The sequence below is a fragment of the Streptomyces sp. NPDC097617 genome, from assembly GCF_044761485.1.
Taxonomy (GTDB): Bacteria; Actinomycetota; Actinomycetes; order Streptomycetales; family Streptomycetaceae; genus Streptomyces.
The window spans coordinates 253,012-267,376 of sequence record NZ_JBIWCL010000005.1; the positions used below are offsets into that span (position 1 = coordinate 253,012).

At 74.1% G+C, this 14,365-nt stretch carries 9 protein-coding genes and 1 tRNA gene; 7 read left to right on the forward strand and 3 right to left on the reverse strand.

Annotated features, from left to right (window positions below; translation table 11 throughout):
* Positions 1 to 8: 8 nt before the first annotated feature.
* From pstS to ACIQZO_RS12220, 7 genes are all read left to right on the forward strand, one after another.
* The gene (pstS, locus tag ACIQZO_RS12190) at positions 9 to 1,733 is read left to right on the forward strand and encodes a phosphate ABC transporter substrate-binding protein PstS (protein ID WP_403623999.1); all 1,725 of its coding nucleotides are present in this window, start codon (positions 9 to 11) and stop codon (positions 1,731 to 1,733) included.
* On the forward strand, positions 1,733 to 4,405 hold the full coding sequence (locus ACIQZO_RS12195; protein WP_403624002.1) for a hypothetical protein: 2,673 nt from the start codon (positions 1,733 to 1,735) through the stop codon (positions 4,403 to 4,405). Before pstS ends, ACIQZO_RS12195 begins: the two co-directional genes overlap by 1 nt.
* Positions 4,406 to 4,505: 100 nt before the next feature.
* On the forward strand, positions 4,506 to 5,501 hold the full coding sequence (locus ACIQZO_RS12200; RefSeq protein WP_403624005.1) for a hypothetical protein: 996 nt from the start codon (positions 4,506 to 4,508) through the stop codon (positions 5,499 to 5,501).
* A gap of 74 nt (positions 5,502 to 5,575) precedes the next feature.
* Positions 5,576 to 7,150, forward strand: coding sequence for an Ig-like domain repeat protein (locus ACIQZO_RS12205; protein WP_403624008.1), 1,575 nt, complete (start codon positions 5,576 to 5,578; stop codon positions 7,148 to 7,150).
* A gap of 118 nt (positions 7,151 to 7,268) precedes the next feature.
* Complete coding sequence (locus ACIQZO_RS12210) at positions 7,269 to 9,290, forward strand: WxL protein peptidoglycan domain-containing protein (protein WP_403624011.1); 2,022 nt, start codon at positions 7,269 to 7,271, stop codon at positions 9,288 to 9,290.
* 71 nt (positions 9,291 to 9,361) lie between these two features.
* Positions 9,362 to 10,273 (forward strand): sortase, encoded by a 912-nt coding sequence (locus tag ACIQZO_RS12215; RefSeq protein WP_403624014.1) that lies wholly within the window; start codon positions 9,362 to 9,364, stop codon positions 10,271 to 10,273.
* Between the two features lie 11 nt (positions 10,274 to 10,284).
* On the forward strand, positions 10,285 to 11,103 hold the full coding sequence (locus ACIQZO_RS12220) for a phosphate ABC transporter ATP-binding protein (protein ID WP_403624017.1): 819 nt from the start codon (positions 10,285 to 10,287) through the stop codon (positions 11,101 to 11,103).
* A gap of 13 nt (positions 11,104 to 11,116) precedes the next feature.
* Here ACIQZO_RS12220 and ACIQZO_RS12225 read toward each other — a convergent pair whose 3' ends face one another.
* The 3 genes from ACIQZO_RS12225 to ACIQZO_RS12235 form a co-directional block, all read right to left on the reverse strand.
* Positions 11,117 to 12,304, reverse strand: a complete 1,188-nt coding sequence (locus tag ACIQZO_RS12225) for a sulfite oxidase (protein ID WP_403624020.1) — start codon at positions 12,302 to 12,304, stop codon at positions 11,117 to 11,119.
* 78 nt (positions 12,305 to 12,382) lie between these two features.
* The gene (locus tag ACIQZO_RS12230) at positions 12,383 to 13,660 is read right to left on the reverse strand and encodes a phosphoribosyltransferase family protein (RefSeq protein WP_403624023.1); all 1,278 of its coding nucleotides are present in this window, start codon (positions 13,658 to 13,660) and stop codon (positions 12,383 to 12,385) included.
* Between the two features lie 569 nt (positions 13,661 to 14,229).
* A tRNA-Arg gene (locus tag ACIQZO_RS12235) sits at positions 14,230 to 14,305 on the reverse strand.
* Between the last annotated feature and the right edge of the window lie 60 nt (positions 14,306 to 14,365).

Below are 14,365 nucleotides of genomic sequence, written 5' to 3' on the forward strand. Positions count from 1 at the left end.
AGTTCCCGATGCCCGGACGACCCCCGGCCCACCACGGACGTGCCCCCTCGGGCGTCCTCGTCCGCGTGCTCGCCCTGCTCCTCGCCGCGGTCGCCGTCGCCCTTCCCGGCGCCGCGCCCGCCGTCGCCGAGAGCTACGTACCGGTGTCCGGCGCCGGTTCCACCTGGAGCCAGAACGCCCTCGACCAGTGGCGCGCCAACGTCAAGCAGTACGGCATGACGGTCAACTACAGCGGTACCGGATCGTCCGACGGCCGCAACCAGTTCCGCAACGGAACCGTCGACTTCGCCGTCTCCGAGATCCCCTACGGCATCAAGGACTCCGGGGTCGTGGACCCGGCGCCCTCGCGGAAGTTCGGCTACATGCCGATCGTCGCGGGCGGCACCGCCTTCATGTACAACCTCAAGATCGGCAACCGCCGGGTCACCAACCTCCGCCTTTCCGGCGAGGTCGTCGCCAAGATCTTCACCGGTGCCATCACCACCTGGAACGACCCCGCCATCAAGGCCGACAACCCGGCCCTCGCCGCCTCGCTGCCCGCCCGCCGGATCGTCCCCGTGGTCCGCTCCGACGGCTCGGGCACCACGGCCCAGCTCACCAACTGGCTGGCCCAGCGCCACGGCGGCCTGTGGGACGCCCACTGCGCCAAGGCCGGCCGCTCCACCCCCTGCGGGCAGACCTCCAACTTCCCGGTCGTCTCCGGCCGCGGCTTCGTCGGCCAGTCCGGTTCCAACGGCGTCTCCGGCTACGTCGCCCAGGACGGCAACGTCGGCACCATCACCTACGTCGAGTACTCCTACGCGGTCGCCACCACCGGCTTCCCGGTCGCCAAGATCCTCAACGGGTCCGGCTACTACACCGAGCCCACCGCGCAGAACGTCGCCGTCTCGCTCACCAAGGCCAGGATCGGGGCCGACCTCACCCAGGACCTGTCCCAGGTCTACGACGAGAGCAGCGACCGCCGCAACTACCCGCTCTCCAGCTACAGCTACATGATCATCCCGACCGCGCAGGAAGCGAACTTCAACCCGCAGAAGGGCAAGGCGCTCGGCGCCTTCGCCTACTACTTCCTCTGCGAGGGCCAGCGCTCGGTGGACCGGCTCGGCTATTCGCCGCTCCCGATCAACCTCGTGCAGGCCGGGCTGGAACAGGTCCGCCGCATCCCCGGCGTCACCGCCACCGCCATCGACATCAAGAACTGCAAGAACCCGACCTTCTCCGCCGACGGCACCAACACCCTCGCCACCACAGCGCCCCAGCCCGCCGAGTGCGACAAGAAGGGCGCCACCCAGTGCGAGGTCGGCACCGGCGGCAACAAGACCCCCACCCAGACGGGCAGCGCCTCGGGCGGCTCCGGCGGAGCCGCCGCGTCCGGCGGTAGCGGCGGCGGTACGGGCGCGGGCGCGTCCGGGGGCGCTGCGGCCACCGCAGGCTCCGGTACGGGCGGGGGCGGCGCCGATGGCGGGGCCGCAGCCACCGGGGGCTCCGGTGCCGGGTCCGCCGAGGGCGGCGCCGACGCCGGAGCGGGAGCCGTCGACCCTGAGACGGGCCGGCCCCTCGCAGCCGGGTCGGGTGACCTGTTCGGCATCCCCGTCACCACCGCCACCGGCATCGGCGCTCTGCTCCAGACCGCGCTGATGGTGCTGGGCGCGCTGATCCTGCTGACCCTCACCGTGGGGCCCCCGCTGCTCACCCGGCAGCTGGCCCGGCGACGCACGGGAGGCGGTTCCTGATGCCCGGACCCCGCATACCCCACTCGCCCCGCATACCCCGCACGCCCCGCACACCCCGTACGCCCCGACTCCGCATACCCCCGCGGCTCCGCCTCGCGCTGGGCGCGCTCTGCCTGGTCCTGCTCCCCGTCGTGGCCGCCGCCGGCACCCTCGGCCCCGGCGCGCAGGACGCGCACGCCGCCATCGGCCCGGCCGCCGACGGATCCGAGGCGACGGTCACCGGCTCCGGCGAATTCGCCACCCTCAAGGTGACCGTCAGTCAGACCCGCAACCTCGTCGACCAGGTGGTGAAGGTGTCCTGGGCCGGCGGCGCGCCGACCGTCTCGGACACCGCCTACTCCGCCAACTACCTCCAGATCATGCAGTGCTGGGGTGACGCCGCGACCGGTCCCACCACCGACCAGTGCCAATTCGGCGGCTCCTCGGCGCTGGGCGCGGGCGCCGGCAACCAGGCCGCCGGCGCCTACACCAACAGCCGCCAGCTCAACTACGGCGACCGCCTGAGGGACGCGGAGAACCAGCCACTGCCGCCGCCCACCCCGAGCGGGATCTCCTTCGCCCCCTTCCGCACGGCGGGCGGCGACCCGGTCAGCCCGGGCAACTGGAACGAGTTCTTCGACGTCAACAGCACCAACGAGGTCCCCTACGCCCGCACCAACGCCCGCGGCACCGGAGAGGTCTGGTTCGAGACCCAGACCGCAATCGAGGCCCCGGGCCTCGGCTGCGGCGCCGCCGTCCGCGATCCGCAGGGCGCCACCGCCGGCCGCGGCTGCTGGCTGGTGGTCGTCCCGCGCGGCACCGCCGAGGTCGACGGAACCCCGTACACCGGCCAGTCCGGCGGACAGCTCCAGTCCTCCCCGCTCAGCCCGGCGAACTGGAAGCACCGCCTCGTCGTCCCGCTCGGCTTCGAACCGCTCGGCAGCTTCTGCCCGATCGGCGCCGAGGAGCGCGGCACGCTCGGCAGCGAAATGGCCGCCGAGGCCGTCACCCGCTGGCAGCCCGCCCTGTGCCAGACCGGCGGGAAGGCCATCTACGGCTACGCCCAGGTCCCGGACGAGACGGCCCGCGTCAAACTCCTCTCCGGCGCCCCGGGCCTGGTCTTCCTCGGCCGGCCGGCCGCCGCGTCCGCCCCCGGGTCCGAAACCCGCACACCCGTCTACGCGCCCGTCGCCCTCTCCGGCATCACCATCGGCTACTTCATCGAGAGCCAGGCCGGTTTCGGCGCCCCCGACGAGGTCAAGGCCCGCAACGGCACCCGCCTCGGATCGCTGCGGCTGACCCCGCGGCTCGTCGCGAAGCTGCTGACCGAGTCGTACAAGGACGGCAACTCGCGCTTCGCCGAGAGCACCGCGAAGAACCCGGAGAACCTGGGCCGCGACCCGGAGTTCATCCGGCACAACCCCGACTACACCGGCCTCGACTTCGGCGGGAGGCTCGGCGACGCCCTCGTGCCGCAGCCACTCGCCGACACCACCCGCCAGCTGTGGGAGTGGGTGGCGCAGGACGCCGCTGCCCGGGAGTTCCTGACCGGGGTGCCCGACAACGCGGGCACGTACGGGGAGCGCGCGTACGCGGGCATGGCCGTGAACCCGCACTACAAGGACCTGGCGCTGCCGGTCGACAGCTTCCCCAAGAGCGACCCGTACTGCCAGCCCTTCGACGACCGGCCCTCCTTCCCGCTCTGCATCCAGGACAAGCACCCCTACGCGAGCGATATGCACGCGGCCGCCCGCGCCGCGAGCCGCGGCGACACCCTCGCCCGTACCTCCTGGGACGCGACCGCCACGCCGCCCGCCTACAAGAAGGACCCGCCGCAGCCGGCCGGAGCCCGGGCCGTGCTCGCCGTCACCGACACTGCCACCGCCGGCCGGTACGGTCTCGTACGCGCCGATCTCCTCAACGCGGCGGGCCGGTTCGTGGCGCCGGAGCCGGCCGGCCTGATCGCCGCCGCGGGCGCCCGCAAGCCGGGCGCGACCGGCGCGAGCGGCATCAGTTCCCCCGACCCCGCGGCCAAGGACCCGGCGGCGTACCCGCTCACCGTCCTCACCTACGCGGCGACCGTGCCCGCCGACCTCACGGTGGCGGAGGGCAAGGACTACGGCAGCCTCCTCGCCTACGCCGCCGACCGTGGCCAGACCCCGGGCGTGGCCGCCGGAACGCTGCCGCACGGCTACGCCCCGCTGCCCGAGGCGCTGCGGGCCCAGACCCGCGAGGCCGCGCGCACGGTCGCGGCGCAGGCGGGCAAGAAGCCGGCTCCGGGCGGGTCGGCGGGTGCCGAAGCGGGCGGAGCCACTGCTTCCGGCGGTACGTCGGCCACCGCGGGCACGTCCGCCGGCGGCGCGGCAGCCACCTCGGGCTCCGGCGGGTCCACCGCTTCCGGCGGCTCCGCCCCCGCCCCGGCAGCCGCCGCGGGCGGCGCGGCTCCGGCGGCCGCGGCCCCGGCCGCACCCGGCGCACCCGCCGCCACCGCGGGCCAGGCACCCGCCGCGCGGGCCACCGTCGACACCCCGCGCTGGGTGGTCGGCGCCATCCGGCACGTGCTGCTGATCTGCCTGATCGTGGGCGCGCTCGCGGCCTTCGCCGGCCCGCTGCTGCCCCGCTTCCTGCCCCGTCTCCTGCCCCACCTGCGAGCCCTGCGCGCGGGCGCCGCCCACCGCGACGAAGGGAGGTGATGCCCGGCCACAACCGTCTGATTCGTCCGCGCCAACGGAACTTCACCCAACGCGTGCCGGGCACCACCCGGGGCGCAGCCCAGCTGAGGGGTATACCCGCGTGAACAAGAAGAAGACCGCCTTCGCCGCCGCGACGGCCGCACTGGCGCTCGGCGCCACCGGCGGCAGCATCGCCTTCGCCGACCCGGCCGGCCCGCCGCCGTACCGCCAGCTGTCCGGCGTCGGCTCCGACACCACCCAGGACGTCATGAACGGCCTGGCCGCGGCCATCACCGTGAACGGCCAGAAGGTCATCGGCTCGTACGACGCCACCGGTTCCGCGAACGTCACCACCAAGGACCCGGCCGCCAACCCGAACTGCACCATCGCCCGCCCCAACGGCAGCGGCGCCGGCCGCTCCGCGCTGCTGACCTCCCTCCAGGCGAACAACGGCTGTCTGGACTTCGCCCGCTCCTCCGCCCTCAACCTGGCGGCCGCGGCCCCGGGCCTGACGTACGTCCCGTTCGCGGTGGACGGCGTCAGCTACGCGATCACCCCCGGTTCGGCGATCCCGCGCAAGCTGTCGCTGACCGACCTGAAGGCGATCTACCACTGCGACCCGAACTACGTGGGCGCGGGCCCCCACTACGACATGACCGTCTACCTGCCGCAGGCCGGTTCGGGCACCCGCAGCTTCTGGGAGTCCCAGATGGGCATCACCGACGCCGACGTCGTCGCGGGTGTCTACCCCTGCATCAAGGACAAGAAGGGCAGCGCCCCGGTCCAGGAGCACGACGGCCGCGTCCTCGACGACAAGTCGATCGTTCCGTTCTCCCTCGCGCAGTACCAGTCGCAGTCCTCGCAGACCATCGCCGACCTGCGCGGCCGCGCGATCCTCGGCACCGTCGACGGTCTGGCGCCCACCGTGCTCAACAGCGGCTTCGGTGTGAAGCGCGACGTCTACAACGTCATTCCGACCAGCAAGGTCGCCACCGCGCCGTGGAGCACGGTCTTCGTCGGGGCGAACTCCGAAATCTGCAAGCAGACCTCGGTGATCAACACCTACGGCTTCGCCGCGAACCCGAGCTGCGGCGACACCACCAAGCAGACCCCCTGACCGCTGCTCCTGATCCCCGATCGCTGATCCCTGATCCCTGATCGAGCCTTGATCTTCCGATTCTGGAGACCGCTGTGCTGAAGAACAGAGTTTCACGGGCCCTGGCCCTGGGTGTCGCCACGGTGACCGCCGCCTTCGCGGCGGGTCTCGCGGGTGCGGGCGCCGCGTACGCCGCCCCGATCGGCACCGTCGAGATCAACCCGGCGACCGGCGCCGACACGTCCGGCGTCGCCTTCACCACCTCCGGCGCCTGCCCCGCGGGCGCCACCAACGTGCTGGTGAAGGTGGAAGGTTCCGGCTTCCCCGCCGGCGGGCTGAACGTGGTCGGCAACTCCCCGATCACCACCTACCCGACCGCACCCAACGGCGGCATGGTCATCCCGCTGACCTCCACCATGCGGGACTACGCCAGTCAGGCGGGCTTCACGACCCTCCAGGGCAAGTACGACTTCACGGTCATCTGCCGGACCGCCTTCAACGGCACCAGCCTCGGTGACTACACCGGCGCGGTCTGGTTCACCTCGAACACCACCTACCAGAACACCGACCCGGCGGTGAAGACCGACACCACCACCGCGCTCGCGGTCACCCCGGCCGGTCCGGCCCAGGCCGGCACCCCGGTCACCCTCACCGCCACGGTCGCCCCGGCCGGCGCCGGCGGCACCGTCCAGTTCAAGGACGGCACGAACAACCTCGGCACCGCCGCCACCGTCGTGGGCGGCGCCGCCGCCCTCACCACCAGCAACCTCACCGCCGGCACGCACGACCTGACGGCCGTCTTCACCCCGGCGAGCGCCTCGTACACCGGGTCGGCCTCCGCCCACGTCTCCTACGTGGTCACGGCCGTCCCGGCGGCGCCCACCACGACCGCCCTCGCGGTCTCCCCGGCCTCCACCGCGCCGCAGTTCAGCCCCGTGACCCTGACCGGTACGGTCACGCCCGCGGGCGCGGCGGGCGCGGTGAAGTTCACCGACACCGTCGGCGGCAGCACCGCCACGCTGGGCACCGTCCCCGTCGCGAACGGCACCGCCGTGCTGACCACCAGCAGCCTGCCGGTCGGCGACCACGCCTTCACCGCCGTCTTCGTGCCGGCCGACGCGGGTGCCTTCACCGGCTCCGACTCCGGAGCGATCCCTTACGTGGTCGGCGCGTTCACCGGAGTCACCGCCTCCGAGACCATCACCACGACCGTCAACGCCGGCGCGCTGGTGATCAGCGTCGCCAACCCGCAGGTCACGCTGCCCTCGCCGGTCCTGAACGCTGACGGCGACCTGCTGACCACCGCCGGGTCCATCAATCCGGTCACCCTCACCGACACGCGCGCCGGCAACCCGGGCTGGACCGTCAGCGGCCAGGTCACCGACTTCTCCGACGGCGCCACGCACGCCATCAACGGCCAGAACCTCGGCTGGTCCCCGAAGCTCGTCGACAAGGCCCCCGCGCAGACCGTCACGGCCGGCTCCGTCGTCGCCGCGGCGCACGGCTCGGCCGCCGGTGACGCGGGCGCCGCGGGCCTGAAGTCCGCCCGCACCCTCGCGAACGGCGCCGGTCTCGGCACCGCGCACGTCACCGCCGACCTGGCGCTGAACGTCCCGACCTCCACGGTCGCCGGCACCTACAGCGCCACCCTCACCCTCACCGCCATCTGATCCAGGCGTGAGCCCCGGGGCGGAACGGGCCCTTCCCAGCACGATGCCCGTTCCGCCCCGCCCCTGACGCCTCGATCTCACCGATCGTCTCCCTACGCCCGGATCGGACGCCCGCGCCATGACCTCCACCGCCCCTTCCCGGCGCCGTCCGGGCCCGTCCGCCGCCGCGGCCACCACCACGGTCACCGGCACCGGCGCCGCCACCGTCGCCGCCGTGCTGATGGCCCTGCTGCTCGCGCTGTTCGCCGTACCGGCGGCGCACGCGGCCCCGGCGCCCGCGGAGGACCGGAAGTCCACCTTCGGGGTGCAGCCGGCCGGCCCCACGGAACCCGACGCCCGCCCGCACTTCTCGTACGGGGTCACCGGCGGCGCGGGCCTGCGGGACCAGATCGCCGTCTGGAACTACGGTGACGAGCCGCTGACCGTCGCCGTCTACGCGAGCGACGCCGTCAACACCGTCGACGGCGGCTTCGACCTGCTCCCGGCCGGCCAGGCCCCGAAGGACGCGGGCAGCTGGATCAAGCTGGAGAAGGACACGGTCACCGTCCCGCCGAAGGCGAACGTCATCGTGCCCTTCACCCTCGCCGTACCCCGGGACGCCAGCCCCGGTGACCACACCGCCGGCATCGTCGCCACCCTCGCCGGTGGCGGCCAGGACGCCCAGGGCAACAAGGTCCGCCTCGACCAGCGCGTCGGCACCCGCGTCTACCTCCGCCTCGCCGGGGAGCTGACCCCGCGCCTGGCCGTGGAGAACGTGAAGGCCTCGTACGCGGGCACCTTCAACCCCTTCGGCAGCGGCTCGGCAACCGTCACGTACACCCTGCGCAACACGGGCAACGTCCGTCTCGGCGCCCGCCAGGCCGTCCGTATCAACGGCATGCTCGGCGGCTCCGTCACCGCGGGCGGCCTCAAGGACCTCGGTGACCTGCTGCCCGGCAGCGCACTGACCATCACGGCGAAGGCCGACGGCGTGGTGCCCGCACTGCGCTCCTCCGCCGTCGTCTCCGTCCAGGCGGTCGCCACCCGCGAAGGCGTGGACCCCAAACTTCCGTCCCTGACCCGTTCGGTGTCGTTGTGGACGGTCCCGTGGACGCTGCTCGCCCTGGTTCTCGCGATCACCGCGTGCGGGCTGTGGCTGTGGCGCCGCCGGCGCCCGGCCCGGGCGGCGGCCACCGCGTCGGCGCGCCGACGCACCACACCCGAGATCGCCAAGAAGGAGCCCATCGTGCAGTTCACACGTCCCTCCCGGCGCGACGCGGCCGGAGCCGCCGTGCTCGCCTCCGCCGTCGTGACCCTGGCCGCAGTGGCCCTGCCCGGCGCGGCGGCCCAGGCCGTCTCGTCCGGCACGGCGGTGATCAACCCGGCCACGGGCACGGACACCACCAGCGTCGACCTCGCCACCTCGGCGGCCTGCCCGGCGCCCGCCACCAATGTCCTGGTGAAGGTGACCGGCAAGGGCTTCCCGGCCGAGGGCAAGAACGTGGTGGGCAACTCCCCGATCTCCACGTACGGGCAGGCGCCGTCCGGCGGCATCGTCATTCCGCTGACGATGACCATGCGCGACTACGCCAACGAGGCGGGCTTCACCAGCCTCGAGGGCCGCTACGACCTGACGGTGGTGTGCCGCAAGGCCTTCGGCAACGAGACGTACGGGGACTTCACCGGGCCGATGTGGTTCACATCGAACACGGAGTACCGGACGACGGATCCGGGCGGCGGCCAGCCGACCCCGACGCCCACCCCGACCCCGACGCCCACCCCGACCCCGACGCCCACCCCGACGCCCACGCCCACGCCCACGCCCACGCAGACGTCGACCCCGAGTCCGACCCCGACCTCTACCCCGGACCCCTCCGGGACCCCGACGCCGACCAGCACGGCCACCACCGGCGGCACCGGACTGGGCCTGTCCACCAACGTCACCACCGGCGGCGCGGGTAGCACCGCGGGCACCACCGGGGGCAGCGGCGCGAACGGGGGCTCCGGCTCGGGTGGTGGTCTGGCCGACACGGGTACGGACGTCACCACCCTCGCCCTGATCGCCGCGGGGCTGGTGCTGACCGGCGGCTTCGCCCTCTGGTGGGCCCGCCGCCGCGGCCTGCTGAGCTTCTTGGGCGCCTCCGGCACCCCGGGCAACTGACGCGGCCGAAGCGGCCGAAGCGGCCGAATCAGCTGAAGCAGCCTTAGCAACCGAACGACGGAGAAGGACAGATGACCGCCACCGCCACCGAGCCGGTGGACGCGCGCCCCGACCCCGCCGGAGCCGTTCGCGCTCCGGCGCGGCCGGGGTCCGCCCCGGCCGCCGGCCCCGGCCTGTGGGCCGCCGGAGCCGCCCTGGCCATCCTGGGCGCGCTCCTCCTCGGCTTCGTCGCCGAGGTCGGCCCGCTCGGCCACCTCCGCCACGAGCGGGACCGCCGCGTGGGCTACGCCCAGCTGCGCGACCAACTCGCCAACGCCACGGCCCCGGTGGGCCCGACGAAGGTCGGCGAGCCCGTGGCACTGCTGGCCATCCCGCAGATCGGCGTACGGGAGGTGGTCCGCGAGGCGACCACCGCCGAGGTGCTGGCATCGGGCCCCGGGCACCGCCGCGACACCGTGCTCCCCGGCCAGCCCGGAACGAGCATCCTGATGGGCCGCCAGGCGGGCTACGGAGGCCCGTTCGGCCACATCGGCGACCTGGAGCGGGGCGAGACCTTCACCGTCACCACCGGTCAGGGCGAGCACGGGTACCGGGTCCTGGGCGTGCGCCGGGCCGGGGACCCCCAGCCCGTCCGGCCGACGGGGGAGGCCGGCCTGCTGACCCTGATGACCGCCGACGGAACCCCGTACATGCCGGGCGGTGTGCTCCAGGTCGACGCCGAACTCGTCACGCCCGCGCAGCAGTTCGGCGGTCGGGCTTCCGGCCGGCTGCCCGCCGACGAGGCTCCGATGGCCGGGCAGTCCTCGGCCTGGATGCCGCTGATCCTGTGGGGTCAGGCCCTACTGCTCTCGGCGGCCGCCCTGGCCTGGGCCCGCGTCCGCTGGGGCCGCGCCCACGCCTGGCTGGTGGGCTTTCCCGTACTGGCCGCACTCGGCCTCGCCGTGTCCGACCAGGCCGCCCTGCTCCTGCCCAACCTCCTGTGATCGAGGCCCTTATGACCGAGACGCTCACCCTGCCCCAGGCCACCTCCACGGGTGCCTCCTCCTCCCTGGACGCCCGCGGGATCTCCGCCTGGTTCGGCGGACGCAAGGTCCTCAGCCGGGTCTCGCTCGAGATGCCCGGCGGCCAGGTGACGGCCCTGATCGGGCCGTCGGGCTGCGGGAAGTCGACCTTCCTGCGCATCCTCAACCGCATGCACGAGCTGATCCCGGGCGCCGAACTGGCCGGGGAGGTCCTCCTCGACGGTGAGGACATCTACGCCCGGGGCCGCCGGCTGACGGACGCCCGCCGACGTATCGGCATGGTCTTCCAGAAGCCGAACCCCTTCCCCGCGATGTCGGTCTACGACAACGTCACGGCGGGCCTGAAACTCACGGGCGTGCGCACCTCGGGGGCCGTGAAGGACGACCTGGTGGAGGAGTGCCTCAGCAAGGCGGGCCTGTGGAAGGAGGTCCGCGACCGCCTGCGCCAGCCGGGCGGCGCCCTCTCCGGAGGCCAGCAGCAGCGCCTGTGCATCGCCCGCTCGCTGGCGGTCCGCCCCCGGATCCTGCTCATGGACGAACCCTGCTCCGCCCTGGACCCCACCTCGACCCGCCGCATCGAGGAGACCATCCGGGACCTGGCCGACGAGGTCACCATCGTGATCGTCACCCACAACATGCAGCAGGCGGCCCGCGTCTCCGACCAGTGCGCCTTCTTCCTCGCCGAGCAGGGCACCCCGGGCCGGATCGTCGAGCACGGCCCCACCGCGGCGATGTTCGCCACCCCCTCCGACCAACGCACCGCGGACTACGTCGAGGGCCGCTTCGGCTGACGGCGGGGTCGGCTCAGCAGCACAGGACCGGGACGTGCTGGACGAGGTTGTTGCCGAAGCCGCCCCGGTTCCACGGCTGTTCGAGCGGCTGCGTACGGCCTGCGGCGTCGGTGGCGCGGACGGTCAGCGTGTGGCGGCCGGGTGCGGCCGACCAGACACAGGACCAGGCCTGCCAGGCCCACCGGTGCGGCTGTGGCGGCGCGACCTCGGCCGGGGCCCAGGAGCGGCCCCCGTCGGCGCTCACCTCCACCCGGACGACGGCCCCGCGGCCGGACCAGGCCCGGCCCTCCAGCGGTACGGGGCCGGGGTGCACGACGCGGGTGCGCGTCATGAAGTCGGGGAAGCCCGGCGGTACCATCAGGGCGCGCGGCGCGATCCGGGTGACCGGCTCGCCGGGGTCGTCCGGAGCGTCGTCGGCCCCGCGGTAGCGGTAGGCCACGGCCTGCTGGAAACCGGTGAACGGCGCGTCGACGAGGGTGATCTCGCGCAGCCACTTCACGTGCGCCATGCCGTACCAGCCGGGGACGACCAGCCGCAGCGGATACCCGTGCTGCGGCGGCAGGGGCGCGCCGTTCATCGCGTAGGCGATCAACACGTCCGGATCGTCGCCGGTGGCGGCCGCCACCGGCAGGCTGCGCCGGTAGTCCTGCTCGACGCCGCGTTCGATCCCGTGGTCGGCGCCGGTGAACACGGCCTCGACGGCGTCCTGCCGTACCCCGGCCTCGGCGAGCACCAGACGCAGCGGAACGCCCGTCCAGTCGGCGGTGCCCACCGCCTCGACCAGCCACGGCTGGCTGACCGGCCGGGGGGTGAGGCGGGCCCGGCCGTTGCCCGCGCACTCCATCGTGACGCGGTGGGTGACGGCGGGGAGGGCGCGCAGGGCGGCGAGGTCCAGTGCCAGCGGGGTACGGACCCGGCCGCCGACGGAGAGGGACCACCGGGCGGCATCGGCCGCGGGGATGTCGTAGTGGACCAGGACGTAGTGGAGTCCGGGTGGGGTGACCTCGTAGCGCAGGGCTTCCAGCGGGAGTCCGTGGTTGCGGGCCGCGAGGGCCAGCTCCTCGGGGCTGATGTCCTCGCCGGGTGCGGCGATGCGGCCCGGGGCGCTGACCTCCCGCGCCTGATCGCGGATCTGCTCGCGCGGCTGCTCGCGCTGCTGATCCCGTACCTGCGCAGAGGCCCGCTCCGTCGCCGGCTCCATCTCCTCATGGTCGCGCGTGCCGCCGCTGTCGCGCCACCGCTGGCCCTCGGGGCGCGGGGGCAGGGGGGCAAGGGCGGGTCATGGCGTCAGGTGGCGGGCGAACCAGGCGCGCGCCAGGCCGGCCACCTCGTCCAGGGCGCCCGGCTCCTCGAAGAGGTGGGTGGCCCCCGGAACGACCTCCAGCCGGTTCTCGCAGCGCAGCTCCCGCCGGGCCCGGCGATTGAGGTCGAGCACCGTCGTGTCCAGGCCGCCGACGATCAGCAGCGTGGGGGCCCGTACGGCGGCGAGCCGCGGGCCGGCCAGGTCGGGCCGGCCGCCGCGGGACACCACGGCGCCGATGTCCGGGTCCGAGGCCGCGGCCCACAGCGCCGCCGCGGCTCCGGTGCTCGCCCCGAACCAGCCGACCGGAAGGGATGCACGGCCGCGCAGCCAGGCGGTGGCGTCCGCGAGCCGCCCGGCCAGCGTCTCGATGTCGAAGACATGCGCCCGGTCGGCCTCCTCGGCGGGCGTGAGCAGGTCGAGGAGCAGGGTGGCGAGACCCGCCCGGTTGAGGTCCGCCGCCACCGACCGGTTGCGCGGGCTGCGGCGGCTGCTGCCGGAGCCGTGGGCGAACACCACGACCGCCCCGGCGCCCTCGGGCAGGGCGAGGTCCCCGGGCAGGGTGAGGTCGCCGGCGTCCACCTCGACGGCCACGGACCGCACGGGCGGGCGGGTGACGGGATCGGCCGCCGCCCGCGCCAGCAGGAAGACGACCTCCTCGTCGGGGGTCTGGGAGAAGTCCTGGTACCACTCGCCGACGGCCCGGAAGGCGTGCGGTGTGGAGAGGCACACCACCTCGTCGGCCACGGAGCCCAACCGGGCGACGGCGTCCGGCGGTGCCACCGGAACGGCCAGCACCACGCGCGCCGCGCCCTGCGCCCGGACGACCTCGCAGGCGGCCGCCGCCGTGGCGCCGGTCGCGATCCCGTCGTCCACGACGATCACGGTCCGCCCGTCCAGGGGCACCCGCGGCCGGTCCCCGCGGAACCGCAGGGCCTGCCGGGCGAGCTCCTGCTCCTCGGCCCGCTCGACCTCGGCGAGGTCCTCCGGGCGGAGCCGGCCGCCGCGGACGATGTCCTCGCTGATGACGCGTACGCCGCCCTCGCCGATGGCGCCGAAGGCCAGCTCGCGGTGGTGGGGGACACCGAGCTTGCGGACGATGACCACGTCGAGCGGGGCGCCGAGCGCGCGGGCCACCCGGTAGGCGACCGGGACTCCGCCCCGGGGCAGGCCCAGTACGACGGGATCCTCACCCGTCAGGTGCCGCAGCGCCTCGGCGAGCCGCTCGCCGGCATCCGCGCGATGGGTGAACAGCACGACGGTTCACCCCCAACCCAGGGGAGACGGAAACCACGTACCCACCTCCTTCGACGCAACCGCATCCCCGGCCTTCCCGCAAGTCGGTACGGGACGAGGGCGCGGCCGGGGCTCAGGGCGCGGGCGGCGGTCAGGGCGCGGCCGGCGGTCAGGGCGCGGCCGGTGCCCGGCCGAAGAGCCGGCCCGCGAGGGCGACGCCCATCGAGCGCAGGCGGCCCGCGGCCAGTTCGAGGACCAGCGGCATCCCGTCAGCGCCTACGGCGTGGGCCTGCCCCAGGAGACCGCCACGGCCCTGAGCCGGACCGGGGTGGACATGTTTCTGGCCTACTACAAGTACCGCCCGGCGCGGGACACTCGCTGACGTCCCGCCCCCCAAGTGGTTCGGAACGGCCTGATGTTGCGGTCGGCGGCTCGTGCGCGCAGCCGGAATCGGCCGGATGGGGGACGGTGGTCGCCGGATGCGGTCCGCAGCGGGCCCAGCCCTTACCGTGTCGCTACGAGGCGCTGTCCAAGCTGCTCCGACCTGCACGAAAGCCCTCCGCGGAGGGAGGGCTTCGGTGGTGCGGAAGTGGTGCCCCCGGCAGGACTCGAACCTGCGGCCAAGTGCTTAGAAGGCACCTGCTCTATCCACTGAGCTACGGGGGCCGGTGGTGGCCTTGGTGGGCCTGGAGCCCCTGGTGGGGGTGGGGCTGAGGTCCGTGCCGG

Coding starts and splice junctions, on each gene's coding strand:
- pstS (WP_403623999.1), top strand. CDS start 9: ATGCCCGGACGACCCCCGGCCCACCACGGACGTGCCCCCTCGGGCGTC.
- ACIQZO_RS12195 (WP_403624002.1), top strand. CDS start 1,733: ATGCCCGGACCCCGCATACCCCACTCGCCCCGCATACCCCGCACGCCC.
- ACIQZO_RS12210 (WP_403624011.1), top strand. CDS start 7,269: ATGACCTCCACCGCCCCTTCCCGGCGCCGTCCGGGCCCGTCCGCCGCC.
- ACIQZO_RS12215 (WP_403624014.1), top strand. CDS start 9,362: ATGACCGCCACCGCCACCGAGCCGGTGGACGCGCGCCCCGACCCCGCC.
- ACIQZO_RS12220 (WP_403624017.1), top strand. CDS start 10,285: ATGACCGAGACGCTCACCCTGCCCCAGGCCACCTCCACGGGTGCCTCC.
- ACIQZO_RS12225 (WP_403624020.1), bottom strand. CDS start 12,304: ATGGAGCCGGCGACGGAGCGGGCCTCTGCGCAGGTACGGGATCAGCAG.